Raw genomic sequence first — 25,509 nt, 5'->3', positions numbered from 1 at the left:
ACATGCCGCAGTATCTAGCGCCTGGCGTGTACGTCGAAGAGGTCCCTTCGGCGATCAAGCCGATCGCCGGGGTGGGAACCAACACCGCGGGCTTCGTGGGCGTCGTGGCCGACACGGTCACGATGCCGCTGCTCCCCGGCAGGTCCGGGCTGAAGGCAGACGGCACCACCCCCGAGCCCACCGACTTCGCCACGGTGGCCCCTGCCGGAGTGGCCCAGCTCGTGGACGGCTGGGAGACCTTCAAGACCCTGTTCGGCGATATCCAGTCCGGCAACAGCACGCTCGCCCACGCGGTCTACGGCTTCTTCAACAACGGCGGCGCGCGCTGCTGGATCACCCGGGTCGCGCCCGACGCCGAGGGCGATGCCGGTATCGATCCCGATGCGGGTGCCGATCCCGACGCCGGTACGGTCGCCGCCACCAGCGCGGAGCAGCTGGACGCGAGGTTGATCGCCGCGCTGGACACGTTCACCGCCCGCGACGAGATCGCCCTGGTCGCGATCCCCGGCGCGGTGAGTGACGCAGTGCAGGGCGCCATCCTGGACCACTGCGAGAACCCGTACCTCCAGGACCGCTTCGCTATCCTCGACGGCCGGCGGACCACCGAGCTGACCAAGGAGAAGATCCAGGGCGGCACCCGCGACAGCAGCTACGGGGCGATCTACTACCCGTGGATCGACGTCGGTGCGAAGGACGCGGCCGGCAACCCGGTGTATCAGCCGCCGAGCGGCCACCTCGCCGGGGTCTACGCCCGCGTCGACACCGAACGGGGCGTGCACAAGGCGCCGGCCAACGAGGTGATCCGCGGCGCGCTGGGTCTTGAGACGCTGGTCGGCAAACAGGGCCAGGCCGGGCTCAACCCCCATGGCATCAACGTGATCCGCAAGTTCGACGGAAACATAACCGTCTGGGGCGCCCGCACGATGGCGGGCGCGTCGCAGGCCGAATGGCGCTACATCAGCTCCCGCAGGGTGTTCAACTTCCTGCGCGAGTCGATCGACGAGGGCACCCGGTGGGCGGTCTACGAGCCGAACGCGCCGGAACTGTGGTCGAAGATCCGCCGCAACCTCGGCGCCTTCCTGAACACCGTGTGGGCATCCGGCGCGCTCCTGGGCAACAAACCCGAGGACGCGTTCTACGTGCACTGCGACGAGACCCTCAACCCCGCGGCGGTCCGGGACGCGGGCCAGCTGGTCGTCGAGATCGGCGTGGCCCTGGTGCGCCCGGCCGAGTTCGTGGTGTTCCGGATCAGCCAGTGGTCCGGCGGGATCCAGTAGCCGCGGACGACCGGACGAGACCATGACCCAGCCACCGATACCGGGCGTCATCCGGCAGGACGTGTTCCCGCCCCCGCCACCGGTCTTCCTCACCGGGGTGCCCGTCTTCCTCGGCCGCGCCGCCACCGGACCGCGTACGCCGACGCGGCTCACGCTGTGGCCGCAGTTCGAGGCCGCCTACGGCACGGCACCGGGAGGCTTCCTGGCCGACGCGGTCCGGGGCTTCTTCGACAACGGCGGTCTCCTGTGCCACGTCGTACGGCTCGACGAGTCGAAGCCGCCCGCCGCGGCGCTGCAGGCCGCGCTGGACGCGCTGGACGGCGTGGCGGACGAGGCCGACCTCGTGTGCGCTCCCGACATCGTCACGGCGGTGCCGTGGCCGACCGACGGTTTCCTCGAACCGGTCCTCGCCCAGCAGCGGGTGCTGCTGCGGCACTGCCGGGAAAGGGGCGACCGGTTCGCCCTGCTCGACGGCATACCCACGACGGACACGACGAAGGTCATGCGGCAGTGCGCGGAGCTGACGGGGGCCGACGGCTCCTTCGGGGCGCTGTACTACCCCTGGTTGTGGGCGCCCGGCGGGGACGGACTGCTGCGTCACCTGCCGCCCTCCGGACATGTGGCCGGCGTGTACTCGGCCGGTGACCAGCGGGTCGGTGTGCAGAGGGCACCCGCCAACACGGAGGTCGAGGGTGTCGTCGACCTGCACGTGCGTCTCGCTCCCTCCGGCGTGGGGGAGTTGTACGGGCAGGGGGTGAACTGTCTGCGGGCGCTGCCCGGCCGCGGTGTGCGGGTGTGGGGCGCGCGAACCCTCTCCGACGACCCGGCCTGGCGGGACGTGAGCGCCCGGCGTCTGGTCGGCACCATCGGCCGGTGGGTCGAGCGGTTCATGACGGGTCTGGTCCACGAACCCAACGACGTACGGCTGTGGGTGCGGATCATGCGTGAACTCACCGCGTACCTCGACGAGTTGTTCCAGCGCGGCGCGCTGAAGGGCCGGACGGCGGCCGAGGCGTTCTTCGTCAAGTGCGACCACGAGACCAACCCCCCGGAGGCCGTCGAGGCCGGGGTGGTGGTGACCCAGATCGGTGTGGCCCCGACCGCGCCCGCCGAGTTCGTCACCGTGCGCGTCATCCACGGCGCGAGCGGTGTGACGGTCGACGCGGCGTGAACGGTTTCGACGAGCAGTGACAAGTGGCGATGAGCAGGTCGGCCAGAAGATCGACCAGAGGTTCGACGAGAAGGAGGCGCGGTTGTGGACAGGGTCGACCCCTATTTCGGCTACAACTTCACAGTGGAGCTCGACGGCATGACCCGGGCCGGTTTCCGGGAGTGCTCCGGGCTGGAGAACAGCCAGAACCAGGCCGAATACCGTGAGGGCACGGACGCGAACCTGGCCCCGCGGAAGATCCCGGGCCTGAACACCTTCAACGACATCACCCTCAGCCGCGGTGTCACGAACGACAGCAAACTGTGGGAGTGGCGCCAGCGGGTGATGAAGGGCACCGTCGAGCGGCACAACGTGTCGGTCACGCTGCTCGACCAGCAGGGCAACCCCAAGGTGACCTGGAACCTCTTCGAGTGCTGGCCGAAGTCGTGGACCGGCCCCAGCCTGAACGCGACCAGTGACGAGATCGCCGTCGAGCAGGTCGTCCTCGCCTGCGAACGGATGGAGGTCGACCAGTGGAGCTAGCGGGCGGCGGTGTCACAGAGGCCCCCCGGGCCCGCCCGGCCGAGTTCCCGTTCACCCTGCCGCACGGTCTGGTCGCACCGGACGGCACGGTGCACCGCGAGGGCACCATGCGGATGTCCACCGCGCTGGACGAGATCGAACCGATCAAGGATCCCCGGGTGCGGTCGAACCCGGGTTATCTGGTGATCATCCTGCTGACCCGGGTGATCACGAGGCTGGGCAGCCTGGAGTACATCAACACGCACACCGTGGAGAACCTGTACTCGGGCGACCTCGCCTATCTCCAGGACTTCTACCAGCGCATCAACGTCAACGGGCACGCCCGCCTCCAGGTGGACTGCCCGCACTGCGACGGATCGTTCGAAGTGGAGCCCCCCGGCCTGGGGGGATGACGCGCTACTCCCTTGACCGGCTGCACGAGGAAGTAGCGTACGTGGCCTTTCACTTCCACTGGCCTTATCACGACATCATGCAGCTCGACCACCGGGAACGGCAGCGCTGGGTCGCCGAGATCGCCCGCATCAACGAACGTGTCAACGAACAAGGAGGGGGACGGCGATGACGTCGACCGGCATTCCGCTCGGCCTGAACTGGGCGTCCGCCGCCGTGGGCAACTGGACCGGCCTGCGCCTGCCGGACCCCTTCCCGACCTTCAACTTCGCGGTGGAGATCGAGGGCCTGCTGGTCGGCGGTTTCACCGAGGTCAGCGGCCTGGAGAGCCAGATCGAGATGCAGTCCTACCGGGAGGGCGGAGTCAACGGCTTCGCGCACCAGCTGCCCGGCGCGGCCAGTCCGTCGAATCTGGTGCTGAAGCACGGCCTGACCGCCATCAGCACGCTCTGGAACTGGTACGACAACACCGCCCGCGGTGTCATCCAGCGCAAGAGCGGCACCATCGCCCTGCTCGACCGGCGCCAGATCCCGGTGATGTGGTGGAACTTCCGCAACGCGCTGCCCGTGCGCTGGACCGGCCCGACCTTCACCGCCGGCAGCGACGAGGTCGGCGTCGAATCCCTGGAGCTGGTGCACGAGGGACTGACGAAACCGCTGCTGGGCCAGGCCCTCGCACTGGGCCACGGCATAGCCGACATGGCCCGCTGACCGGGCACCGCCGACAGGAAGTCCGAGATGCACGACGACACGAGCTTCGACCCGACGCTGGTCCACCGGCTGTCGCGGCGGGCGCTGCGACCCGGGGTGACCGACCCCGGCCAGGCGCGGACCGTCCTCACCCGGCACGGCGACATGACGCCCGGGCTCCCCCTGGCCGAACTGCCCTCACGGTACGTCGACCCGGTTCCGCAGCACGCCGGTTCGACGGAGCCCATCGTGTACGCGCGGCCCGCGCTGCCGGGGCCGTCCGGGCCTCCTGCGGCGGGGGCGGGCGCGGCAGGACCCGGCTCGGCGGCGCCCGCCAGGCCCGCGCCGGTCGTCTCGGCGCGCCCCGCGTCGGCGCCCGAGGACGGCCCGATGGCGTCGGCCCGCCCGGCCGCCCGGACGGGGGCGGACGTGGGGAACGCGGGGAACGCGGGGGACGCCGTACGTACTCCGGCCCCGCCCGGCAGCGGCGGCTCACTCAAGCGCTCCTCGTCGTCGCCGTCCGTGAAGGGGACGCCGACGATCCAACGCAAGGCCGCCGCACCACCGGCCTCCCCGGCACGTCCGCCCGCCGGTGCGGGATCCGGGCATGCGCCGGCACCCCGCATGCCGGGCCCGCTCGCGAAGCGGGGCGGGACCGGGGCGCTCGGCCCGGCGCACGCGGACCTCTCGGGTCCCACCGCCCGGACGAAGCCGCCCGTTCAGGGGCACGGCCCGGTGATGGCGTACCTTCCGGCGGCCCCGGGGCGCGGCCCCGGTGCTCCGGTGGCGTCCCACCCCGCCGCGCCCTCGGCACACCCGGGGAGAGACTCCGAGGCATCGGCCCTGACAGCGGCTCCGGCCGTCCGGCCCCGCCCCGCCGACGACCCGCACCGGGTACCGCCCGCCCCGACCACCGTCCCCACCGTCGTCGCCCACCGGGCACCTACGTCGTACTCCGCGCCGTCCGCTCCCGGACCCCTGGCGGCGCCCCCCGAGGCGGTCGCCCCGCGCCGACCGCAGGCACAACCCGCGCCGACCCTGCCTCTGGCCGTGGCCGGTACCACTCCGCACGACCGGCCGTCACCCGGCACGGCGGCCGAGTGGCAGGCGCCCGGCGCGCCGCCGCTGCCTGTCCTCCCGGGCCCCCCGCACACCTCGGCGCCCGCACACACCGGCTCCGACAGCTCCGGAAGCCACCCACCGCGTGCCGACCACGGCATGCCACCGTCACTCCGCCCGGAGGCCCCGCAGGTGGACGTCGCACACATCACGGACCAGGTGCACCAGCGCATCGTGCGCAGGCTGGCCGTCGAGGCCGAACGCCGGGGGGTACGACGATGACCCTCAACAAGGCGGCCCTGGCGAGCACCCTGCTCGGCGTCGGCCCCGGCGGTGGCGGTCTGCAGAAGCTGACCATCTCCCACGACGGAACGGACTTCAAGGAGAACGGTCCGATCAAGGCGCTGTTCAACCCGCGCGAGATCAGCCGGTCCCGATCGGTCTCCTGGCAGGCGCCCAAGACGGCGGGCACGGGCAGCGAGTGGACCCGCAGGGGGTTGCAGCAGGAGTTCTCCTCCATGCAACCCGCGACGCTCTCCGTCGAGCTGCTCTTCGACACCTACGAGTCGAGGGCCGGCGCGTCGGCCTGGGCCACGGCCGCCTCGCTCGTGGTCCCGCCCAACCCGTTCCAGACGGGTGACGCGACCGACGTCACCGCGCTGACCGGCCGGGTGGCCAAGCTCGCCGAGGTCGACACCGAACTGCACCGCCCCCCGCTGTGCACGCTCTCCTGGGGGGCCTTCTCCGAGATCTTCACCGGCGTGCTCACCAAGCTCGACGAGCGGTTCACGCTGTTCCTCCCCGACGGCACCCCGGTACGGGCCACCGTCTCCTGCAGCTTCGCCGAGTCCGTCACCGACGCGCAGCTGAAGGCAGGCGAACTGCACTCGTCCGACGTGGACAAGACCTGGACGGTCCGGCGCGGCGACACGCTGCACAGCATCGCCGCCGCCGAGTACGGGGACCCGCGCCGTTGGCGGCACATCGCCTCCGCCAACGGCATCGTCAACCCGCGTGAACTGCGGCCGGGCCAGATGCTGACCATTCCCAGGGTGAGCTGAGCGGAGGACTGAGCGATGAACGCCGAAGAAAACGCACCGGCCCTGGAGATCCGCTGCGACGGCCGTCCCCTGCCCCTGGACGCCCGCGCCGACGTCGAGTCGGTCACCGTCCTGGACGATCTCCACGCGCTGAGCATGTTCACCGTGACGCTGCACAACTGGGACCCCGAGCGGCTGGCCTTCCCCTGGTCCGACTCCCGGCTCTTCGCGGTCGGCACCGAGGTGGTGATCTCCCTCGGATACGGCGGCGACCTGTACCCGGTGATGAGCGGTGAGGTCACCGGTCTGGAGCCCACCTTCAGCACGGACCGGCTGCCGACGCTGACCGTCCGCGGGTACGACTACCGGCACCGGCTCGCACGGGCCCAGCGGACCCGGACCTTCACCCGCACCAAGGACAGCGCCATAGCCCGTCAACTGGCCCGGAACGCGGGGCTGCGGGCGGAGGTGACCGACACCGGCGCCGCCCCCGACTACGTGGTGCAGAACAACCAGACCGACCTGGAGTTCCTCCAGAAGCGGGCGCGGCTGATCGGGTACGAGGTTCACGTACGGCACAAGGTGCTGTACTTCCGGCCACCGCAGCACGGCCGCCGGCCGTCGGCGACCCTGCACATCGGCGACGACATCGCCGAGTTCACACCCCGGCTGCGCGCACTGCCCCAGGTCGGCCGGCACTCCGTGCGGGGCTGGGACGTGGCGCTCAAACAGGCCGTGGTCTCCACGGTGACCGCAGGCCGGGAGCCCACCACCATGGGCGGCGCCACCACCGGCCCCCGCGAGGCCGAGCGCGCCTTCGGCAGGGCGGCGACGGTCAGCACGGGCCTGTCGGTGCCGAACCGGGACCGGGCCGACCAGATGGCCCTCGGCCAGTTCGACGACCTGGCGCTGACCTACATCACCGGCGAGGCCGAGTGCGAGGGGAAGCCCCGGCTGCACGCCGGCGAGGTGGTCGACATCCAGGGCGCCGGCACCGTCTTCAGCGGCGCCTACTACCTCACCTCCGTCAGCCATTCGCTGACCGCGGGGGACGACTACCGGACCTCCCTCCAGCTGCGGAGGAACGCCGCGTGACGGAGATCTTCGACTACCCGACAGGCCAGGAGACCGCCCGCGCGGACGGGCCGTTCCAGGGAGTGGCGATCGGCATCGTCTCCAACAACCGGGACCCGGACGGTCTGGGCCGGGTCAAGATGACCCTGCCCTGGCTCGCGGACGACGCCGAGACCGACTGGGCGCGGGTGGCGGTGCCGATGGCCGGGGCCGGCCGCGGCTTCTGGTTCCTGCCCGAGGTCGGCGACGAGGTCCTCGTCGCCTTCGAGCACGGCAACCCCGAGGTGCCCTACGTCGTCGGCGCGCTGTGGAACGGCAAGGACAGGCCGCCGGTCACCAACGGCGACGGCCGCAACGACGTACGGGCGATCAGATCCCGCAGCGGGCACGTGATCCGGCTGGTCGACACGGCGGGGGACGAGCGCATCGAGATCGTCGACAAGAGTTCCGGGAACAGCATCGTGATCAGCACGAAGGACAACCGGATCACGATCACCGCGGACGCGGACGTCGTCATCTCCGCGGGCGGGAAGCTGCGGCTCACCGGCAACGGGGTCGAGATCACTTCCAAGGCCGACGTGAACGTGCAGGCCAAGTCCGCGCTCGCGGTCAAGTCCGGCGGACGGCTGGACATCAAGGGCAGCCAGGTCAACATCAACTAATGGGGGGTGCAGGGTTCATGGGGCAGTTCGCCGCCAAACAGGGTGACCTGGTCACGGCCACCGACATCCACATCGTCATGGTCCCGGGGACACCGCCGGTGCCGACGCCGCTGCCGCACCCGTTCACCGGGGTCGTCAACGGCGGACTGAGCGCCGACGTCACCATCATGGGCAAGCCGGCGGCGGTCGCCGGTTCCACCGCGGAGAACACACCGCCGCACCTGCCCGCGCCGCCCGGCACCTCGTTCCAGAAACAGCCGTCGAACACGGCCACCCTCGAAGGCGGCAGCACCACGGTGAAGATCAACGGAAAACCCGCCATCAGGGCCGGCGACCCCGCCACCACCTGCAACGACCCACAGGACCTCCCCAGCGGCACGGTCGTGGCCACGGGCACGGTGACGATCGGATGACCGGCGTGACGGACAGTGGCTTCCTCGGCACCGGCTGGGCGTTCCCGATCGCCCTCGAACCCGAGAACCCCGAACACCCAGAAGACCTCGGGCGGGGTATACGGCTCACCGGCGGCCCGGAGGCGGTCCGCCAGTCGATCCGGCTGATCCTCGGCACCGCGCCCGGCGAACGCGTGATGCGGCCCGACTTCGGCTGCGGCATCCACGACGCCGTCTTCGACACCAACGACGCGACCACCGCGGGACGCGTCAGCCGGTCGGTGCGGGAGGCACTGAGCCGCTGGGAACCACGGATCGACGTCCTGGACGTCCACGCGGCACCCGATCCCGAGGACCGGCACAGCCTGCTCATCGAGATCAACTACCGGATGCGGTCGAACAACAGCCGCTTCAACCTCGTCTACCCCTTCTACGTCGCATGACCGGACAGCCGCCCCCCATCGACCCCCGCGACCGCGCGGCCCTGGTCGCGCAGACCACCGACCTGGCGATCCGCTACACGCGGCCCGCCGACCCGGCGACCGGTGACCGCGGCTGGCAGCCGCCCGCCGGCGGACGCGCAGACCCCGGCCAGGCACTGATCGGCATCTTCGCCCGCTTCGCCGAACTGGTCGTGCAGCGCCTCAACCAGGTGCCGGAACGCGACTACCTCGCCTTCCTCAACCTGATCGGCGTTCAGCCGACGCCGCCGCTGCCTGCGCGCGTCCCCCTCACCTTCCGGCTCGCCGAACGCAGCCGGACCGACGCACTCGTCCCCGCCGGCACCCAGATCGCCGCCGACCCGCTCGACGGCGAGGACGACGAGGTCGTCTTCGAGACCGGGACCGATCTGGCCGTGACCCGGTCCCAGCTGGTGACCGTCCTCGTCGACGACGCCCCCCGCGACAGCTACGCCGACCGCGGCGCCGAGGCGACCGGCACCCTCGACGAACCGTTCGTCGCGTTCACCGGAGACCGGGCCGTGCCCCACGAGTTCTTCGTCGCCTGCGACCCGGTGCTGACCGCCGAGGGCACCAAGGACGTCACCCTGGCCCTCGCCACCCCGGACAGCGTGCTGCTCGCCGCATGGCCGGTCTCGTGGTCGTACGGGGACGGCACCGGGTGGCAGCCGGTACAGGCCGGCAGCACCCCGGGCGACGGCGTGTGGACCGTGACCTTCTCCGGTCTGCCGCAACTGCCCCCGCAGGACGTGAACGGCACGTCGGCCGGCTGGCTGCGCGCGCGGCTCGACCTGCCCATGCCGCACGGCACCTGGGGGCTGCCGCCCGCCGCGGTCGCGATCGGCAGCCGGCCGCCCCAGGACAGCGCCGACGGGGTGTTCCCGTTCGGGGAGACCGAACAGGGCCAGTTCTTCTACCTGAGCGTCGACGCGTCGGTGGCCCTCCACGGCGCGACCGTCCGGCTCGCCGTCACCCTGGCACGCCCCGGAGAGACCGGCGCCCCGGCCGGCCCGGTGCGCCTGGAGTGGGCGTACAAGGACGGCGACACCTGGCGGCGGCTGGGGGAGTCCAGTACGGCGGCGGAAGCGGTCGGCACCGGCGGCACCGGCCTCACGGACGGCACGCTGGCCATGACCCGCGACGGCGACGTCCGCTTCCGGGTTCCCGCCGACTGGCCGGCCGAGCTGTTCCGGGCCCGGTCCGGACACTGGCTCCGGGCGCAGATCGTCCAGGACGGCGGCGCGTACGCCACCCTCCCGCAGGTGGAGTCGCTGACCGTGGGCCACGACTGGGATCTGCCCACCGTCACCGGCATCGACGTGTCGACCGCAACCGCCCCGGAGCCGGTGGCGCCGCCGCGCGCCTTCGCGGGCGGCACCCAGCTGGACGTGACCCGGGACTTCCACCCCTTCGGGGAACAGCCGCGCTTCAACGACACCTTCTACCTGGCCTGCCCCGCGAACCTGGTGCGCCCCGGCGCGGACCTCACCCTCGACGTCACCCTGACCAACGGCCCCGACGCCACGGACGGCCCGGTCCCGCCGGTGCGCACCGTCGGCAATCCGGTGACCGCGTGGGAGGCCTGGGACGGCACCCACTGGCGCACCATGACCGCCACCGCCGAGGGCTCGGACACCGAATCCCCCTCCTACGCCTTCACGGCCGACGCCACCCTGGTGCTCACCCCGCCCGAGGGCTTCGCCCGCACCGAGGTGAACGGCGTCGAGGAGTACTGGTTGCGCGTCCGTCTCGTCGACGGCGACTACGGCAGCCCGGCCCACTACACCCGCAACGCCGACGGCACCTACGAACCCGTCGATGCCACGCTCGCACCACCGGTCGTCAAGGCCCTGTCGTGGAGCTCCCGGCAGGGACTGACCGCGCCCGTCCCGGCCCCGGTCTGCGTCACGCACAACGACTTCCGCCTCGTCACCCACCACAAGGACCCCGAAACGCCGTGGTCCGTCACCCCCTTCACCCCGAACCCGGAGCAGGACCCCGCCCTCTACCTCGGCTTCGACCAGGCGTTCGGCAACCGGCCGGTCACGCTCTACCTCCAGGCCGAACCACCGCAGCCGGACGAGGTGACGGCCGACCGGCTCGCCGGGACCGAGGCGGCCGACCGCGCCGACCTGGTGTGGGAGTACAGCGGCCCCGACGGCTGGCGGCCACTGGCCGCGGTCGACGAGACCGCCGCCCTGACCGACCGGGGCATGGTGCGGTTCGTCGGACCGGCGGACCTCACCGCCAGGGAACACCTCGGACAGCGCCGGTGCTGGCTGCGCCTGCGGCTGCGGCACGGGACCTTCCCGGTCCCCCCGCGAGTCCGCCGGATCCTTCCCAACACGACCTGGGCGACCCAGGCCGTCACCGTCACCGACGAGATCCTCGGATCGGGCACCGCCGAGGCGGGCCGGCGGCTCACCACCGCGCAGAGCCCGGTCCTGCCCGGTCAGCGCCTGGTCGTACGGGAGCCGGAGCGCCCTTCGGCGGCTGAGGAAGCCGTACTGACGGAGACCGAGGGCGTCGACGCAGTGACGGTCGTCGAGGACACCGGGGACGTCTGGGTGCGATGGCACGCGGTGACCGACTTCCACCGCTCCGGCCCCGGCGACCGCCACTACACCGTCGACCCCAGGACCGGAGAGATCGCCTTCGGCGACGGCCGGGCCGGCCGGGTGCCGCCGGCCGGGCAGAACAACATCCGGGTCACCTACCGCACGGGCGGCGGCGAGCAGGGCAACCGCGCCGCCGGAACCGTCGTGACGCTGAAGTCCGCCATCCCGTCCATCGACTCGGTCACCCATCACGAGCCCGCCTCCGGCGGCAGCGGGTGGGAGCCGCTGGAGCGGGTGCGTGCCAGGGGGCCGAGGTCGCTGCGCCACCGCGACCGGGCCGTCACGGCCGCGGACTTCGAGGACCTCGCGTTCGAGTCCTCCGCCGAGGTGGCCCGGGTCCGGGCGGTGCTGCCCGGCCGGTTCGACCCGTTCGCCCTCTGGTTCGACCCGGCGACCGAGCAACCCAGGGACGAGCACACGGAGGCGGAGGCGGACGCCGGCGACGTCGGGATCGTCGTGGTCCCGCACTCCGGCGCGTCCCGTCCGATACCGGGCCTGGGACTGCTGCGCCGGGTCGAGGAGTACCTGCGGGACCGCTGCGGCCCGACCACCGGACTGTGGGTCGCGGGCCCGGAGTGGATCGAGGTGACCGTCACCGCGACGGTGGTGGCCTCCTCCCCGGACACCGCCGGTCTGCTCGGCGGACGCGTCGAGCAGATCCTGGAGCGCTTCCTGCACCCGCTGACCGGGGGACCGGACGGCACCGGCTGGGCCTTCGGCCGCAAACCGCACCGCTCCGACCTGTACGCGCTGATCGGCGCCGTCGACGGTGTCGACCACGTCCCCGCGCTCACGGTGACGACGGTGGCCCACTCCGACGAACTCGGTGAACGGCTGGAGGCGGTGCTCGGCCGCTCGCTGGCGGAACTCGCGAGCGAGCCGGTGGCCGAGGACCTGACCCGATGGCTGGAGCGGGCGCTGGTGTACTCCGGCGCCCACCGGATCACCGTGACCCTGGGAGAGTGAGGAGTTCCGTGCCGATCGAGCTGCCCGACCTCGACGACCTCGACTTCGACGACCTGGTCGGCGAGGCACGGGCCCTCATCCCCGTCCTCCTGCCGGAGTGGACCGACCACAACCCCGGCGACCCCGGCATCGTCCTCGTCGAACTGCTGGCCTGGCTGACCGAGATGCAGCTGTACCAGGTCGACCAGCTGCCACCGAGCCACACCCTGAAGTTTCTGCGGCTGCTCGGCGGTTCCCGGTGGGAGCCGCCGAGCAGCGGCGATCTCGACACGGCCGTACGCCAGAGCGTGGCCACGCTGCACGAGCGCCACCGGGCCGCCACCGCGGACGACTACGAGTACCTGGTCCGCGCGGTCTGGCCCGAGCAGCCGCAGGCGGCCGGACTGCCCGCGGTACGGCGGGTGCGGTGCGTACCGGGCCGGAACCTGGCGGACTCCGGCCCGGACGTGCCCGCTCCGGCGCACGTCAGCGTCGTCGTCCTGCCCGAGCCGGGCGGGGAAGGCGGTGCGCACCCGCTGCCCACCGAGGCACTGACCACCGCCCTGCACGAATTCCTCGACCCCCGGCGAATCCTGACGGTCCGTCACCATGTGGTCGGCCCGGAGTACGTCGACCTCACGGTCGCCGCCGACCTGGCACTGCGCGAGGACGCCGTACCGGAACTCGCCCTCGCCGACGCGCTCGACCGGCTCCGGAACTTCTACGACCCGTTCGTCGGCGGTGACGCCCGCGACGGTCGGCGCTTCGGGCAGAGCGCGTACCCCTCCGAGGTCTACGGCGTGCTCGAACAGTCACCGTCGACCGACTACGTGGAGAACGTCCGCCTCACGCCTGTGGGCGCGGGTGTCGACGCCGAAGCCGGAGTGGACCACGTCGCACTCGGCTCCCACCAGCTGGCTCGGCTGACCGGGGTGGACCTGACGGCGTACGGCAACTACGGCAGAACGTACTCGTCGACCTGGAGGCTTCCGGGATGAGCCGCTATCTCGACCACCTGCCGCCGCTGTTCCGGGAGGACCCGTTCGCCGGCCGGTTCCTGCTGGCCTTCGAGGCCGTACTGACCGGCCGTGACGACGCCGAGGGGGTCACGGGCCTCGAACAGCTCATCGTCGGCTCCGCCGACCACGTCGACCCGCTGACCGCCCGCGAGGACTTCCTGCCCTGGCTGGCCGGGTGGGTCGGCCTGAGCCTGCGCGCGGACTGGTCCCCGGACGTCAAGCGCGGGTTCATCAGCGAGATCGTGCCGCTGTACCGGCAACGGGGAACCCTGGCCGGACTGCGCCGAATGCTGGAGATCTACCTGTGGCCCAGGGACGGCGGCGTCGCCCGTGACGACGTGGTCGTCGTCGACGACTTCGAGACGCCCGCCCACTACTTCCAGGTCCGGCTGACGCTCAGAAAGGCCGACCCCTCGGAGCTGCGCCGTGTCCAGGAGGTCGCCAGGGCGATCATCGACCGGGAGAAGCCGGCGCACACCTTCTACGCGCTCAAGGTCGTGGTGCCCACGATGCGGCTGGTCTCCGAGGAACTGATCGCACGCGAGGGCGGCGAGCCGAAGCCGCTCCTCCTCGGAAGGAACACCCAGCTCGGCACGAGCGACACACCCTGACATCCGGAGGAAGCACGATGGCTGACTACAGCCAACCCGACGTCGTACCGAAGCGCGTCCGCTTCTTCGACGGGCAGTTCCTGCAAGAACAGGACTTCATCGACGAACAGAGGTTCCACCTCGACCGCGAGCGCCGGCAGAGCCGGCTGCTGCGGCTCACCGGCGTCACCACCGGCCTGACGGTGACCGCGGACGCCGAGCGCCGGATCACCGTGGCCGCCGGCATGGCGGTGGACGCGCTGGGCCGCCACCTCGTCCTGGCCGCCGACACGACCCTGCAACTCGACGAGGACTTCGCCGACCAGCAGGGCATCGAGGTGCACCTTGCCTACCGGGAGACCGCGACGGACCTGACGCCCGACGAGGCGCCCGGCGGGGCGGGGGCGCGGCGCTGGGACGAGAGCCCCAGGATCGTGGTGGCGGCCCCGGACGGCACCACCGCGGTCGCCCCGGACGACGCCCCGCGCGACCTGGACGAGCACACGGTGCTGCTCACCCGGCTCGCGGTCGCGAACGACCAGGTCGTGGTGGACCTCACCGCGGCACAGCGCTCCACCCTGTCCGTGGCGGGCGCGCTCGGCATCGGCACCACCGCCCCCGGCAGCGACCTGGACATCGGCGACTACGGCCCGCGGGACCGGCACCTGACGTTCAAGGTGGCGGGCGGCGACGGACACCGCAGCGGGATCCGGCTGCGGGCCGGGTCGGAGGACGACCACGAGGGCTACTCCCTGGAGTACGACCGACGGCCGGTCGCGAGAGTGGGCCTGCACGTCAGGACCCACGGTCCCGACGACGGCGAGGACGGCACGACGAGGCTCTTCGTCTCCCCGGGCGGCGATGTCGGCATCGGCACCACCGCGCCGACGAACCAGGGCGGATGGGACCGGGTCCTCGACCTGGTGGGCGCCGAGAGAACCAAGCTGTCGGTGCGGACCGCGAACATCGAGGGGCGCGTGGCGGCGCACGAGAGAGGTGCGTTCGGCGCGCTGCCGGGCATGGCCGTGGGCACCGTGTCCGCCAGCCCGCTGACCCTGGTCACCGGCAACGCGGCCCGGCTCAGTGTCACCGCCGACGGCCATGTGGGTGTCGGTGCCACCGCCCCGGCGGGCACCGCGGGGTGGGGCAGGGTCGTCGACGTCATGGGTTCCGGGAGCACCAAGCTGTCCGTGCGGACCGCGACGGTGGACGCGCGCGTCCAGGCGAACGATCAGGAGGTGTTCGGCGCGAAGCCGGGCATGGTCGTGGGTACCGCGACCGACAGCCCGCTGACCCTCGTCACCAGCCAGGCGGCCCGGCTCACCGTCCAGGCGTCCGGCAATGTCGGCGTCGGTACCGACGATGCCTCGCACAGACTGACCGTCAGTGCTGAGAACAGCCACCTCCAGCTGCGTCGGATGCTCCCGCCCGGCGCGGACAACAAATACCTCTTCATGGAGTTGTTCCAGGCCGGTCCGTCCTCCCCCACCCCGGTGTCCTTCAACATCCGGTTCCATCACGGTGGCACCTACTGGCACAGGCTGGAGGTGCGGAAAGACGGGTTCCACTTCAAGTACGGCGACTTGGCCAGCAGCACGTACAGCGACATCCATGCGGCCCGGGTCGCCGCATCACAACTGGCCATCGGATCGGTCACCATCGGCGAGGCCGAACTGGCCGTGCTGAAGAGACTCGCCGCGGGGGAATTGAACGTCGAACTCTTCAGCTCCCGCCTTCATGAGTACGCCTATGCCGCCGATTCGACGACGGGCCAGAATCACTACGTTTTCTCACGTTCCCAGCTTTCCGCCGAGCACCGCCGCTGGGTTCTCAAGCCCCTGGCTTCGGACTGACCACGGACTCTGTGAAGGAAGACCGGCATGAGAGCCGAAATAGAAAAGCGCGTATCCGAACTGGAGACCGAGTTCGCAGAAGGGAAGCGGATGCTCGCCGAGCTGGAGGCCCGGCAGACCGACGTCCAGCAGACCCTGCTCCGCATCAGCGGCGCCCTCCAGGTGCTGAACGAACTCCTGGCCGCCGAGGACGCCCGGGAGACCGACGGCGCCGAACCGGCACCGCCGGCAGCGGCGGACCAACCCGCGGACGTCTGACGGACCGACACCCGCCGCGCGCCGTACCGCCTGACGCCCGCTCATCCCCCGTACGTCCCGTGCCGTTCCGGCCGGGCCCCGTCCCACGTCTGGAGGTCCCATGGCCACCCCCTTGTCCGCAGACCGCATCGTGGCCGCCCTGAAGGCCGAGGGTGTCAAGGTCGTCGAGGTCGACGGCTGGCGCACCCGCAACCGCAACCACAAGGGCGCCTGGGGCCCGGTGAACGGGGTGATGATCCACCACACCGTCACCTCGGGCACCAAGGCCAGCGTGGACCTCTGCCGCGACGGCCACGCCACTCTGCCCGGCCCGCTGTGCCTCGGCGTCATCGCCAAGGACGGCACCGTCCACCTCGTCGGCAACGGCCGTACCAACCACGCGGGTTCGGGCGACGGCGACGTGCTGAAGGCCGTCATCGCCGCACGCGCCACGCTGCCCGCCCCCAACGAGAACGACACGGACGGCAACACCCACTTCTACGGCTTCGAGTGCGTCAACCTCGGCGACGGCAAGGACCCCTGGGCCCAGGCGCAGTTGGACGCGATCAAGCGCGCGTCAGCCGCGCTGTGCCGGGCGCACGGCTGGTCGGCGCGGTCGGTGATCGCGCACAAGGAGTGGACCAACACCAAGATCGACCCGCGTGGGTTCTCCATGAAGGACCTGCGGGCCGACATCCAGCAGCAGCTCACCGGGAAACCCCAGAAACCCCAGCCGCAACAGGAGAAGGGCGACGACATGGCCCTGACCGACGCCGACCTCGACAAGATAGCCCGCCGGGTGTGGGCACTCTCCGGTGACGACCCCTTGAAGGGCGGGACCGCGAAGATCTCGAAGGAGATGCTGCTGTGGGGAATGGCCGGGCGCCTGCAGCGGGTGGAGACGGTGGTGGCTGCCCAGGCCGCCACGATCGACAAGCTTGTCGACGCCGTGACGGTCGACCCGGCCACGGACCTCGACGCCCTGAAGGCGGAGATCCGGCAGGCCATCGAGGGCATCTCCGCGACGGTCCGCCTCGACGTGAAGAGCTGAGGAGGAAGCATGGCGGCATTCCTCCCCCCTTCACGTCCGTGGCAAGGGGGTGATGCCTGCCGCGTCGGCGTACGGCTACCGCTGTCACCTCACGAAGCACGCATCGCTGCCGGGAGGTCCTGCGGAACGCCATGAGGCCCGCGCCTCCCCCGACGTGGCGGCCCGACCCTCGAAGGTGATGGGCAAGCCGGGTTGCACGTCCAGGCCACGGAGGGGGCGCCTGGGAGGCCGTCAGGGTCGCATCGTGCCGGGACGGCACTCCCGTGCCGGCACTGTCAGGAACGTGGCGGAGTGCTGCTGGTCGGCGAAGCCATCGCCGACGAGGGTGCGGGAGGTCGTTGCTCCAGGGGCTGAGCAGGCCGAGGGTCCAGTTCACCGACTCGGGTGCCGGCAGCTCCGGTCCCGTAGACCATCCGCGCTGTCTCGCGCTTGCCACCTGCCTCTGTCGTGCACTTGACGATCGACAGGAACCGGTCGGGCTGCATCACGCAGAGCACCCGCGTGAGGAGAGCTTCCTCGAACCCGGTCATGGCGAACGGAACGGTGCCGGCGAGCAGATGCTGAGCCGGTCCGCGAGCGGCCCGTCGGCAGGTTCGTACAGGGGGTACTTGAGGGTCTTGCGGTCTCATCCCCGGCAGCGGTGTCGCCCATGGCGTTCCCGGTGAAGTCGAAGGTTGCCTGGGTGGGCACCGAGGTCGGAGTCGGCGAAAGCCTTGAGGAGTCTCGGGTCGCACGTCCACGACGCGTCGCGCAGAACATGCCCCGGTACTCTGCCCGACAGACGGCTGCCTCAAGGTCGAAATCCCGCTGGGTGGTGAGGAACCGCGTCGGGAGTCGCGTCGCGCGTTCCAGCCACTCGGGCTCGACGTCCTTTCGGATTCGGGAAGCGGGCCCTCAGGTCGTCGAAGGCACAGGGCGGCCTCCTCCGCAGGGCAGCGGACTCCCCGTCTCCCGTTCGTAGCCGCACCTCCGAGGGCCCATACGCAGGACAGCGAGCCGAGCCACCTGCCCCTCTCAGACCGACAGTCGGTCCCGGCTCAAAGTCCCAGAGAAGTCCCACAGGCGCCGCAGAAACCCCTCCTGACTCACATATGTGCAGGTCGGGAGAGGTGTAGTGGCGTTGCTTCTGAAACTTTCAGATGTCCCGGAAGATCTCGATCTGTGCCCCCACCGTGTTGAGGCGCTCCGCGAGCTCCTCGTAGCCGCGGTTGATGACGTAGACGTTGCGCAGCACGGACGTGCCCTCGGCGGCCATCATCGCGAGGAGGACGACCACGGCGGGGCGCAGGGCCGGCGGGCACATCATCTCGGCGGCGCGCCAGCGGGTCGGGCCCTCGACCAGGACGCGGTGGGGGTCGAGGAGTTGGAGGCGACCGCCGAGGCGGTTGAGGTCGGTGAGGTAGATCGCCCGGTTGTCGTAGACCCAGTCGTGGATGAGGGTCTGGCCCTGCGCGGAAGCGGCGATGGCCGCGAAGAACGGGACGTTGTCGATGTTCAGCCCGGGGAACGGCATGGGGTGGATCTTGTCGATCGGCGCCTGGAGCTTCGAGGGCCGGACGGTGAGGTCCACCAGGCGCGTACGGCCGTTGTCGGCGAAGTACTCCGGTGAGCGGTCGTGGTCGAGCCCCATCTCCTCCAGGACCGCCAGCTCGATCTCCAGGAACTCGATCGGCACCCGGCGCACGGTCAGTTCGGACTCGGTGACGACCGCCGCCGCGAGCAGACTCATCGCTTCGACCGGGTCCTCGGAGGGGGAGTAGTCGACGTCCACGTCGATGTGCGGCACCCCGTGCACGGTGAGCGTGGTGGTTCCGATGCCCTCCACCCGTACGCCGAGGGCCTCCAGGAAGAAGCAGAGGTCCTGGACCATGTAGTTGGACGAGGCGTTGCGGATGACGGTGACGCCGTCGTGGCGGGCGGCGGCGAGCAGCGCGTTCTCGGTCACCGTGTCGCCGCGCTCGGTCAGCACGATCGGACGGCCGGGCGTGACGGAGCGGTCCACCTCGGCGTGGTACAGCCCCTCGGTGGCCGTGATGTCGAGACCGAACCGGCGCAGGGCGATCATGTGCGGCTCGATCGTCCGCGTCCCGAGGTCGCAACCGCCCGCGTACGGCAGCTTGAAGTGGTCCATGCGGTGCAGCAGCGGGCCGAGGAACATGATGATCGAGCGGGTGCGGCGGGCCGCCCCCGCGTCGATCGCGTCGAGGTCCACCGCAGCCGGCGGCACGATCTCCAGGTCGACACCGCCGTTGATCCACCGGGTGCGTACGCCGATCGAGCCGAGCACCTCCAGAAGGCGGTACACCTCCTCGATTCGGGCCACCCTGCGCAGCACTGTGCGCCCCTTGTTCAACAAGGAGGCGCACAGCAGCGCGACACACGCGTTCTTGCTGGTCTTCACGTCGATCGCGCCCGACAGCCGACGCCCGCCGACCACCCGCAGATGCATCGGACCCGCGTAGCCCAGCGAGACGATCTCGCTGTCCAGGGCTTCACCGATTCGGGCGATCATCTCAAGGCTGATGTTTTGATTACCGCGCTCGATTCGATTCACCGCGCTCTGGCTCGTCCCGAGGGCCTCCGCCAACTGTGACTGTGTCCAGCCGCGGTGCTGCCGTGCGTCACGGATGAGCTTGCCGATGCGTTCGAGGTAGTCGTCTGCCATGGGGGAGAGGTTATCTCAGATATGAGATGGCACCTCTTGAGGGGGCCGTTGGAGGTGCGACGCGGGCCCGTTCAGGTGATGGCAGGTGATGACAGGCAAGGTCAGCCGATGTGGGGGTGAAGCCGGGTGACGTCAGCTGAGGGAACGTCAGCCGGGCTCAGTGGCGCCGCGCGTCGCGGGTGCGGCGCCAGCCGAAGGGGCCGGGCAGGTCCATCGAGGTCGTACGGCGTCCCGTGCTGCTGTGGGTGTGGCGGGGGCCGTTGCGGCCGCCGGTGGTGATGGACCAGGAGCGCTTGTTGATGTTCAGTCGCACACCCGGCAGGATCCGAAAGCTCCTGCGAAACGTGAGCGGCATGTCTGCCTCCTTCCCGATGCCGCACGGGTACCCCGCTCTTCGCCGGGCATCCCCGCCCCTGTACGGCAACTGGGTGTCTCCCGGCGGCAATTGCCTCAGCGCGGCGGCAGTACGCAGAACTCGTGGCCGTCGGGGTCGACGAGTACCGCCCAGTCGACCCGGCCCTGGCCGATGTCCACGGGGGCCGCGCCTATGGAGACGAGGCGGTCGATCTCGTCGCGCTGGTCGCTGTCCGCGGACGGGACGAGGTCGAAGTGGAGGCGGTACTTCCCGACCTTCGGGGCCAGCGGCGGACCGCCCCAGGTGATCTTCGGGCCGCCGTGCGGCGACTGGATCGCGGTCTCCTCGTCCTGGTCCCAGACCAGGGGCCAGCCCAGCGCCCGGCTCCAGAAGTACCCGACCTGCTGCGAACCGTCGCTCGCGAGCGCGCCGATGAATCCGCAGCCGGCGAGGAAGTTGTTGCCCGGCTCGATGACACAGAACTCGTTGCCCTCCGGGTCGGCGAGGACCACGTGGGTCTCTTCGGGGAGCTGGCCGATGTCGATGTGACGGCCGCCGAGCTCCAGCGCCTGTTCCACGACCCGCCGCTGGTCGTCGTGGGAGGTGCTGGTCAGGTCGAAGTGCGTCTGGTTGGGGACGGTCTTCTTCTCCTGGCTCGGCAGGAAGCGCAGGCGCAGCCCGCTGTCGTCGTTCGGCGCGAGCGCGATGCCTCCGTAGGGGTCCTCGGTCGTCTCCCGGCCCAGGAGGCCGGCCCAGAAGTGCGCGAGTCCGTCGGGGTCGTTCGCGTCGAAGGTGAGCGCGTAAAGGTGGGACGTCATCGCGTGGGATCTCCGATCCGCCGGCACGGCCGCGGACAGGGCCGGTCCCCCGCCCATGAGGAACAACCATGCTAGGAAGCCCCGGAAACGCCCCGCAACGTATTAAGAACGCGGCCTCACCACGCGGCCCCGCGCGGACGCGCCTCCGCTCCCGGCGGCCCAGCGCGGACCGGTTTCCGCTCCCGGCGGCCCCGCGCGGACTGGCCTCCGCTCCCGGCGGCCCCCCGACCGGGGCGACATCACTCCGTCGACCCCAGAAGGCGTTCGAGTGTCCGGCGCCCCATGGCGCTCATCGCCGGATTGCTCTCGACGTAGTACCAGACGAGACCCATTGCCTGTTCGAACGCCCATGCCTTGCCGCGCTCCCACTCCAGATCGTCACAGCCCAGCGCCCGCCGGAACACCTCCCGCGGCCCTGTCCGCAGCAGGTGCCAGGCGCCGACCAGATCCAGCGCGGGGTCGGCCGGGCCGAACCCGCCGGTGTCGAGTACGCCGCTGAGCCGGTCTCCCGTGACCAGGACGTTGCCGGGGATCAGGTCACCGTGGCTCATCACGTCGGCGCTCGTGCGGGGCAGCTCCCGGAGCCGGTTCCACAGCCGGCGCAGCCGGGGCACGTCGAGCAGGTCCTCGCTCTGCGCGAAGCATGTCGCCATCCACTCGTCGTGGTGGGTGAGCACGCCGCCGCGATTGTCGCCGTCGAAGACCCGGCCCCGTGTCCCGGCGTCCCGCAGGGCCGCGACGAAGGTCGCGAGGTCCTCGGCGAAGGCGTCGGACCCGCTGGGGTCGGCATCGGAGGCGACCGTGCCCGGCAGCCAGGTCTGGACCGACCACGGCATGGGGTACCCCGCTCCGGGCTCTCCCAGGGCGACGGGTTTCGGGACGGGGAACGGGGAGAACCGCGCCAGCTCCGCGCTCGCCAGGGCCTCCCGCTCCAGCACCGCCAGCGCCTCGGCGGGATCGGCCGGGCGCAGGGGGAGACGCGCGGAGAGGTCGGCACCGATGCGGAAGATGGCGTTGACCGTCCCGGTCGACGGCACGCGCCGGACCGCCCTGCCGCTCCACCGGGGGAGCTGCTCGCGGATCAGGGACTCGACGGTCTCGGTGGTCACGTCCACTTGGTCGACGTGCATGGTCATGCGCAGGCCCTCCCCCTGGATCCGGTGCGGACGCCGGACGCCGGACGCGCCCCAGACGATCAGGAACGACAGCCAGTATTCATCCGCCAGGTGCCGGATCAACCGAGATTTTCGGCCCCGCGGGCGGTCCCTGGGCGCTCCCTGGGCGGTCCCGGACTGCCGGTCGGCGGTCCCCGGGCCGTCGGCGGACGGGGCGCAGGCGTCGGCGGACGGGGCGCAGGCGCCGGAGATTGGCCCACGCCACATCGGGCCGGGCATGACCAGCCCGCGCCTATGTACTACTGTTATCTCGACATCGAGATATCTGCCGAGGCGCACTGCGGCCGCCACCCCGGTAAGGGGTGCCTAACTTAGCCTTACCTTAGCGGATCGGCCAAGGGGGCGTGGCGGCAGGATGCGGTGGTACGCGCACATGGAATGAAGGAGACTGTCGTGTCGGCGAACAGCTTCGACGCCCGCAGCACGCTGCAGGTGGGCGACGAGTCGTACGAGATCTTCCGGCTGGACAAGGTGGAGGGCTCGGCTCGCCTGCCCTACAGCCTCAAGGTCCTGCTGGAGAACCTGCTCCGCACGGAGGACGGCGCGAACATCACCGCCGACCACATCCGTGCCCTCGGCGGCTGGGACTCGCAGGCCCAGCCCAGCCAGGAGATCCAGTTCACCCCGGCCCGCGTGATCATGCAGGACTTCACGGGCGTGCCCTGTGTCGTGGACCTCGCGACCATGCGTGAGGCCGTCAAGGAGCTCGGCGGCGACCCGGCGAAGGTCAACCCGCTCTCCCCGGCCGAGCTGGTCATCGACCACTCCGTCATCGCCGACAAGTTCGGCACGAACGACGCCTTCGCCCAGAACGTCGAGCTGGAGTACGGCCGCAACAAGGAGCGCTACCAGTTCCTGCGCTGGGGCCAGACCGCCTTCGACGACTTCAAGGTCGTACCCCCCGGCACCGGCATCGTCCACCAGGTGAACATCGAGCACCTGGCGCGCACGGTCATGGTCCGGGGTGGCCAGGCGTACCCCGACACCCTCGTCGGCACCGACTCGCACACCACCATGGTCAACGGCCTCGGCGTCCTCGGCTGGGGCGTCGGCGGCATCGAGGCCGAGGCCGCGATGCTCGGCCAGCCGGTCTCCATGCTCATCCCGCGCGTCGTCGGCTTCAAGCTCACCGGTGAGCTGACCCCCGGCACCACCGCCACCGACCTCGTGCTCACGATCACCGAGATGCTCCGCAAGCACGGTGTCGTCGGCAAGTTCGTCGAGTTCTACGGTGAGGGCGTGGCCGCCACCTCCCTCGCCAACCGCGCCACCATCGGCAACATGTCGCCGGAGTTCGGCTCCACCGCGGCGGTCTTCCCGATCGACGGCGAGACCATCAAGTACCTCAAGCTCACCGGCCGCTCCGAGCAGCAGCTCGCGCTCGTCGAGGCGTACGCCAAGGAGCAGGGCCTCTGGCTGGACCCGGCCGCCGAGCCGGACTTCTCCGAGAAGCTGGAGCTGGACCTCGCCACGGTCGTCCCCTCCATCGCCGGCCCGAAGCGCCCGCAGGACCGCATCGTCCTCGCGAACGCCGCCGAGCAGTTCAAGAGCGACGTCCTCAACTACGTCGACTCCGTGGACGAGTCCGGCAAGGAGTCCTTCCCGGCCTCCGACTCCCCGGCCGTCGCCCCGAACGGCGCCCCGTCCAACCCGGTCACCGTGACCGCCCCCGACGGCTCGACGTACGAGATCGACCACGGCGCGGTCACCGTCGCGGCCATCACCTCCTGCACCAACACCTCCAACCCGTACGTCATGGTCGCCGCCGCGCTCGTCGCGAAGAAGGCCGTGGAGAAGGGCCTGACCCGCAAGCCGTGGGTCAAGACCACCCTCGCCCCGGGTTCGAAGGTCGTCACCGACTACTTCGACAAGGCCGGGCTCACCCCGTACCTCGACAAGGTCGGCTTCAACCTCGTCGGTTACGGCTGCACCACCTGCATCGGCAACTCCGGCCCGCTGCCGGAGGAGGTCTCCAAGGCCGTCAACGACCACGACCTCGCGGTCACCTCGGTCCTCTCCGGCAACCGGAACTTCGAGGGCCGGATCAACCCCGACGTCAAGATGAACTACCTGGCCTCCCCGCCGCTGGTCGTCGCGTACGCCATCGCGGGCTCCATGAAGGTGGACATCACCAAGGACGCCCTCGGCACCGACCAGGACGGCAAGCCGGTCTACCTGTCCGACATCTGGCCCTCCGAGGCCGAGGTCAACGACGTCGTGGCCAACGCCATCGGCGAGGACATGTTCAACAAGTCCTACCAGGACGTCTTCGCGGGCGACGCGCAGTGGCAGGCGCTGCCGATCCCCGAGGGCAACACCTTCGAGTGGGACCCGCAGTCGACCTACGTCCGCAAGCCCCCTTACTTCGAGGGCATGACGATGGAGACCACCCCGGTCTCCGACATCGCCGGTGCCCGCGTCCTCGCCAAGCTGGGCGACTCGGTCACCACCGACCACATCTCCCCGGCCGGTGCGATCAAGGCCGACACCCCCGGAGGCAAGTACCTCACGGAGCACGGTGTCGAGCGTCGTGACTTCAACAGCTACGGCTCGCGCCGCGGCAACCACGAGGTCATGATCCGCGGCACGTTCGCCAACATCCGCCTGCGCAACCAGATCGCGCCGGGCACCGAGGGCGGCTACACCCGCGACTTCACCCAGGACGGCGGGCCGGTCTCCTTCATCTACGACGCCTCGCGCAACTACATCGAGCAGGGCATCCCGCTGGTCATCCTGGCCGGCAAGGAGTACGGCTCCGGCTCCTCCCGTGACTGGGCGGCCAAGGGCACGGCCCTCCTCGGCGTCAAGGCCGTCATCGCCGAGTCCTACGAGCGCATCCACCGCTCCAACCTCATCGGCATGGGCGTCCTCCCGCTGCAGTTCCCCGAGGGCGCCTCGGCGCAGTCCCTCGGCCTGAGCGGCGAGGAGATCTTCTCCATCACGGGCGTCACCGAGCTCAACGACGGCACCACGCCCCGCACGGTCAAGGTGACCACCGACAGCGGCGTCGAGTTCGACGCGGTCGTCCGCATCGACACCCCCGGTGAGGCCGACTACTACCGCAACGGCGGCATCATGCAGTACGTGCTGCGCCAACTTGTCGGTTCTTGACCTGACGTGAACGAGCGCCCTGCCCCTGCATCTCGCGGGGAGCGGGGCACTCGCGCTCGACGGGGCGGAAGCGCCCGTTCGTCATCAGACAGCAGCAACGGTTCCAGCTTTGGGTTCCGACGAACTGACGCACCAGCAGCAGAAGTCACACACCTACTGACGATCAACTACGGGCGCAGGACACCGGAGAAACGCCCTCCAGGCCCGGTCCTACCCATGTCCGCCCAGGTCAAAGGCCGGATTCGCCCCCTCCAGACCGCCGAATATGTCGAACGCAGGCCTCAGTGAGGGGAGGATTCAAGGCAACCCGACGATGAGCAAGCGGCATGGCCAA

The 25,509-nt window shown here is 70.7% G+C and carries 23 protein-coding genes; 19 read left to right on the top strand and 4 right to left on the bottom strand.

Annotated features, from left to right (window positions below; translation table 11 throughout):
• Positions 1-2 precede the first annotated feature (2 nt).
• The 18 genes from P8T65_RS11080 to P8T65_RS10995 all read left to right on the top strand — a co-directional run bounded on the left by P8T65_RS11080 (position 3) and on the right by P8T65_RS10995 (position 17,051).
• Positions 3-1,277: a phage tail sheath subtilisin-like domain-containing protein gene (locus tag P8T65_RS11080; RefSeq protein WP_316725251.1), complete on the top strand. Its 1,275-nt coding sequence runs from the start codon at positions 3-5 to the stop codon at positions 1,275-1,277.
• A 22-nt stretch (positions 1,278-1,299) separates the two neighbouring features.
• Positions 1,300-2,448, top strand: a complete 1,149-nt coding sequence (locus P8T65_RS11075; protein WP_316725250.1) for a phage tail sheath subtilisin-like domain-containing protein — start codon at positions 1,300-1,302, stop codon at positions 2,446-2,448.
• An 84-nt stretch (positions 2,449-2,532) separates the two neighbouring features.
• A complete protein-coding gene (locus P8T65_RS11070; protein ID WP_316725249.1) occupies positions 2,533-2,970 on the top strand; it encodes a phage tail protein in 438 nt (145 codons plus the stop codon).
• Positions 2,961-3,362 carry a hypothetical protein gene (locus P8T65_RS11065; protein WP_316725248.1) on the top strand — a complete coding sequence of 134 codons (402 nt, stop codon included), beginning with the start codon at positions 2,961-2,963 and terminating at the stop codon, positions 3,360-3,362. The genes P8T65_RS11070 and P8T65_RS11065 overlap by 10 nt, the downstream gene beginning before the upstream one ends.
• Positions 3,359-3,532 carry a DUF6760 family protein gene (locus tag P8T65_RS11060; RefSeq protein ID WP_266505232.1) on the top strand — a complete coding sequence of 58 codons (174 nt, stop codon included), beginning with the start codon at positions 3,359-3,361 and terminating at the stop codon, positions 3,530-3,532. Before P8T65_RS11065 ends, P8T65_RS11060 begins: the two co-directional genes overlap by 4 nt.
• Positions 3,529-4,071 (top strand): phage tail protein, encoded by a 543-nt coding sequence (locus P8T65_RS11055; protein WP_316725247.1) that lies wholly within the window; start codon positions 3,529-3,531, stop codon positions 4,069-4,071. Before P8T65_RS11060 ends, P8T65_RS11055 begins: the two co-directional genes overlap by 4 nt.
• A 27-nt stretch (positions 4,072-4,098) precedes the next feature.
• The gene (locus P8T65_RS11050) at positions 4,099-5,391 is read left to right on the top strand and encodes a hypothetical protein (RefSeq protein WP_316725246.1); all 1,293 of its coding nucleotides are present in this window, start codon (positions 4,099-4,101) and stop codon (positions 5,389-5,391) included.
• Positions 5,388-6,170, top strand: coding sequence for a LysM peptidoglycan-binding domain-containing protein (locus P8T65_RS11045; RefSeq protein WP_316725245.1), 783 nt, complete (start codon positions 5,388-5,390; stop codon positions 6,168-6,170). Before P8T65_RS11050 ends, P8T65_RS11045 begins: the two co-directional genes overlap by 4 nt.
• A 15-nt stretch (positions 6,171-6,185) precedes the next feature.
• Positions 6,186-7,244 carry a contractile injection system protein, VgrG/Pvc8 family gene (locus P8T65_RS11040; RefSeq protein WP_316725244.1) on the top strand — a complete coding sequence of 353 codons (1,059 nt, stop codon included), beginning with the start codon at positions 6,186-6,188 and terminating at the stop codon, positions 7,242-7,244.
• Complete coding sequence (locus tag P8T65_RS11035; RefSeq protein WP_316725243.1) at positions 7,241-7,885, top strand: phage baseplate assembly protein V; 645 nt, start codon at positions 7,241-7,243, stop codon at positions 7,883-7,885. The genes P8T65_RS11040 and P8T65_RS11035 overlap by 4 nt, the downstream gene beginning before the upstream one ends.
• Positions 7,886-7,902: 17 nt before the next feature.
• A complete protein-coding gene (locus tag P8T65_RS11030) occupies positions 7,903-8,298 on the top strand; it encodes a PAAR domain-containing protein (RefSeq protein WP_316725242.1) in 396 nt (131 codons plus the stop codon).
• A complete protein-coding gene (locus P8T65_RS11025) occupies positions 8,295-8,720 on the top strand; it encodes a GPW/gp25 family protein (RefSeq protein ID WP_316725241.1) in 426 nt (141 codons plus the stop codon). Before P8T65_RS11030 ends, P8T65_RS11025 begins: the two co-directional genes overlap by 4 nt.
• The gene (locus P8T65_RS11020; RefSeq protein WP_316725240.1) at positions 8,717-12,322 is read left to right on the top strand and encodes a putative baseplate assembly protein; all 3,606 of its coding nucleotides are present in this window, start codon (positions 8,717-8,719) and stop codon (positions 12,320-12,322) included. The genes P8T65_RS11025 and P8T65_RS11020 overlap by 4 nt, the downstream gene beginning before the upstream one ends.
• Positions 12,323-12,330: 8 nt before the next feature.
• Entirely contained in the window at positions 12,331-13,299 is a 969-nt protein-coding gene (locus P8T65_RS11015) for a hypothetical protein (protein ID WP_316725239.1), read from the top strand.
• Complete coding sequence (locus P8T65_RS11010) at positions 13,296-13,931, top strand: phage tail protein (RefSeq protein ID WP_316725238.1); 636 nt, start codon at positions 13,296-13,298, stop codon at positions 13,929-13,931. Before P8T65_RS11015 ends, P8T65_RS11010 begins: the two co-directional genes overlap by 4 nt.
• 17 nt (positions 13,932-13,948) lie before the next feature.
• Positions 13,949-15,763, top strand: coding sequence for a hypothetical protein (locus P8T65_RS11005; RefSeq protein WP_316725237.1), 1,815 nt, complete (start codon positions 13,949-13,951; stop codon positions 15,761-15,763).
• Positions 15,764-15,790: 27 nt separating this feature from the next.
• On the top strand, positions 15,791-16,021 hold the full coding sequence (locus tag P8T65_RS11000) for a hypothetical protein (protein WP_316725236.1): 231 nt from the start codon (positions 15,791-15,793) through the stop codon (positions 16,019-16,021).
• Between the two features lie 100 nt (positions 16,022-16,121).
• A complete protein-coding gene (locus P8T65_RS10995; protein WP_316725235.1) occupies positions 16,122-17,051 on the top strand; it encodes a peptidoglycan recognition family protein in 930 nt (309 codons plus the stop codon).
• 1,135 nt (positions 17,052-18,186) lie between these two features.
• Here P8T65_RS10995 and P8T65_RS10990 read toward each other — a convergent pair.
• From P8T65_RS10990 to P8T65_RS10975, 4 genes are all read right to left on the bottom strand, one after another.
• Positions 18,187-19,716 (bottom strand): UDP-N-acetylglucosamine 1-carboxyvinyltransferase, encoded by a 1,530-nt coding sequence (locus P8T65_RS10990; protein ID WP_316725234.1) that lies wholly within the window; start codon positions 19,714-19,716, stop codon positions 18,187-18,189.
• Between the two features lie 157 nt (positions 19,717-19,873).
• Positions 19,874-20,071 carry a DUF4236 domain-containing protein gene (locus P8T65_RS10985; RefSeq protein WP_316725233.1) on the bottom strand — a complete coding sequence of 66 codons (198 nt, stop codon included), beginning with the start codon at positions 20,069-20,071 and terminating at the stop codon, positions 19,874-19,876.
• A 95-nt stretch (positions 20,072-20,166) separates the two neighbouring features.
• Entirely contained in the window at positions 20,167-20,889 is a 723-nt protein-coding gene (locus P8T65_RS10980; protein WP_316725232.1) for a VOC family protein, read from the bottom strand.
• A gap of 239 nt (positions 20,890-21,128) precedes the next feature.
• The gene (locus tag P8T65_RS10975; RefSeq protein ID WP_316731546.1) at positions 21,129-22,025 is read right to left on the bottom strand and encodes an aminoglycoside phosphotransferase family protein; all 897 of its coding nucleotides are present in this window, start codon (positions 22,023-22,025) and stop codon (positions 21,129-21,131) included.
• Between the two features lie 432 nt (positions 22,026-22,457).
• Here P8T65_RS10975 and acnA point away from each other — a divergent pair, with 432 nt between their 5' ends.
• Positions 22,458-25,175 carry an aconitate hydratase AcnA gene (acnA, locus tag P8T65_RS10970; RefSeq protein ID WP_316725231.1) on the top strand — a complete coding sequence of 906 codons (2,718 nt, stop codon included), beginning with the start codon at positions 22,458-22,460 and terminating at the stop codon, positions 25,173-25,175.
• The last annotated feature ends 334 nt before the right edge of the window (positions 25,176-25,509 follow it).

The sequence above is a fragment of the Streptomyces sp. 11x1 genome (assembly GCF_032598905.1).
Classification (GTDB): domain Bacteria; phylum Actinomycetota; class Actinomycetes; order Streptomycetales; family Streptomycetaceae; genus Streptomyces.
Note: the sequence above shows the minus strand (reverse complement) of the source record. Positions and strands in the feature narration are given on the sequence as shown.

Excerpts from the sequence above, each read along its gene's own strand:
- P8T65_RS11075 (WP_316725250.1), top strand. The coding sequence starts at position 1,300 with ATGACCCAGCCACCGATACCGGGCGTCATCCGGCAGGACGTGTTCCCG.
- P8T65_RS10985 (WP_316725233.1), bottom strand. The coding sequence starts at position 20,071 with ATGCCGCTCACGTTTCGCAGGAGCTTTCGGATCCTGCCGGGTGTGCGA.
- P8T65_RS11050 (WP_316725246.1), top strand. The coding sequence starts at position 4,099 with ATGCACGACGACACGAGCTTCGACCCGACGCTGGTCCACCGGCTGTCG.
- P8T65_RS11080 (WP_316725251.1), top strand. The coding sequence starts at position 3 with ATGCCGCAGTATCTAGCGCCTGGCGTGTACGTCGAAGAGGTCCCTTCG.
- P8T65_RS11025 (WP_316725241.1), top strand. The coding sequence starts at position 8,295 with ATGACCGGCGTGACGGACAGTGGCTTCCTCGGCACCGGCTGGGCGTTC.
- P8T65_RS11040 (WP_316725244.1), top strand. The coding sequence starts at position 6,186 with ATGAACGCCGAAGAAAACGCACCGGCCCTGGAGATCCGCTGCGACGGC.
- P8T65_RS11010 (WP_316725238.1), top strand. The coding sequence starts at position 13,296 with ATGAGCCGCTATCTCGACCACCTGCCGCCGCTGTTCCGGGAGGACCCG.
- P8T65_RS10990 (WP_316725234.1), bottom strand. The coding sequence starts at position 19,716 with ATGGCAGACGACTACCTCGAACGCATCGGCAAGCTCATCCGTGACGCA.
- P8T65_RS11020 (WP_316725240.1), top strand. The coding sequence starts at position 8,717 with ATGACCGGACAGCCGCCCCCCATCGACCCCCGCGACCGCGCGGCCCTG.
- P8T65_RS11030 (WP_316725242.1), top strand. The coding sequence starts at position 7,903 with ATGGGGCAGTTCGCCGCCAAACAGGGTGACCTGGTCACGGCCACCGAC.
- P8T65_RS10975 (WP_316731546.1), bottom strand. The coding sequence starts at position 22,025 with ATGACCATGCACGTCGACCAAGTGGACGTGACCACCGAGACCGTCGAG.
- P8T65_RS11045 (WP_316725245.1), top strand. The coding sequence starts at position 5,388 with ATGACCCTCAACAAGGCGGCCCTGGCGAGCACCCTGCTCGGCGTCGGC.
- P8T65_RS10980 (WP_316725232.1), bottom strand. The coding sequence starts at position 20,889 with ATGACGTCCCACCTTTACGCGCTCACCTTCGACGCGAACGACCCCGAC.
- P8T65_RS11000 (WP_316725236.1), top strand. The coding sequence starts at position 15,791 with ATGAGAGCCGAAATAGAAAAGCGCGTATCCGAACTGGAGACCGAGTTC.
- P8T65_RS11055 (WP_316725247.1), top strand. The coding sequence starts at position 3,529 with ATGACGTCGACCGGCATTCCGCTCGGCCTGAACTGGGCGTCCGCCGCC.
- P8T65_RS11060 (WP_266505232.1), top strand. The coding sequence starts at position 3,359 with ATGACGCGCTACTCCCTTGACCGGCTGCACGAGGAAGTAGCGTACGTG.
- P8T65_RS10995 (WP_316725235.1), top strand. The coding sequence starts at position 16,122 with ATGGCCACCCCCTTGTCCGCAGACCGCATCGTGGCCGCCCTGAAGGCC.
- P8T65_RS11005 (WP_316725237.1), top strand. The coding sequence starts at position 13,949 with ATGGCTGACTACAGCCAACCCGACGTCGTACCGAAGCGCGTCCGCTTC.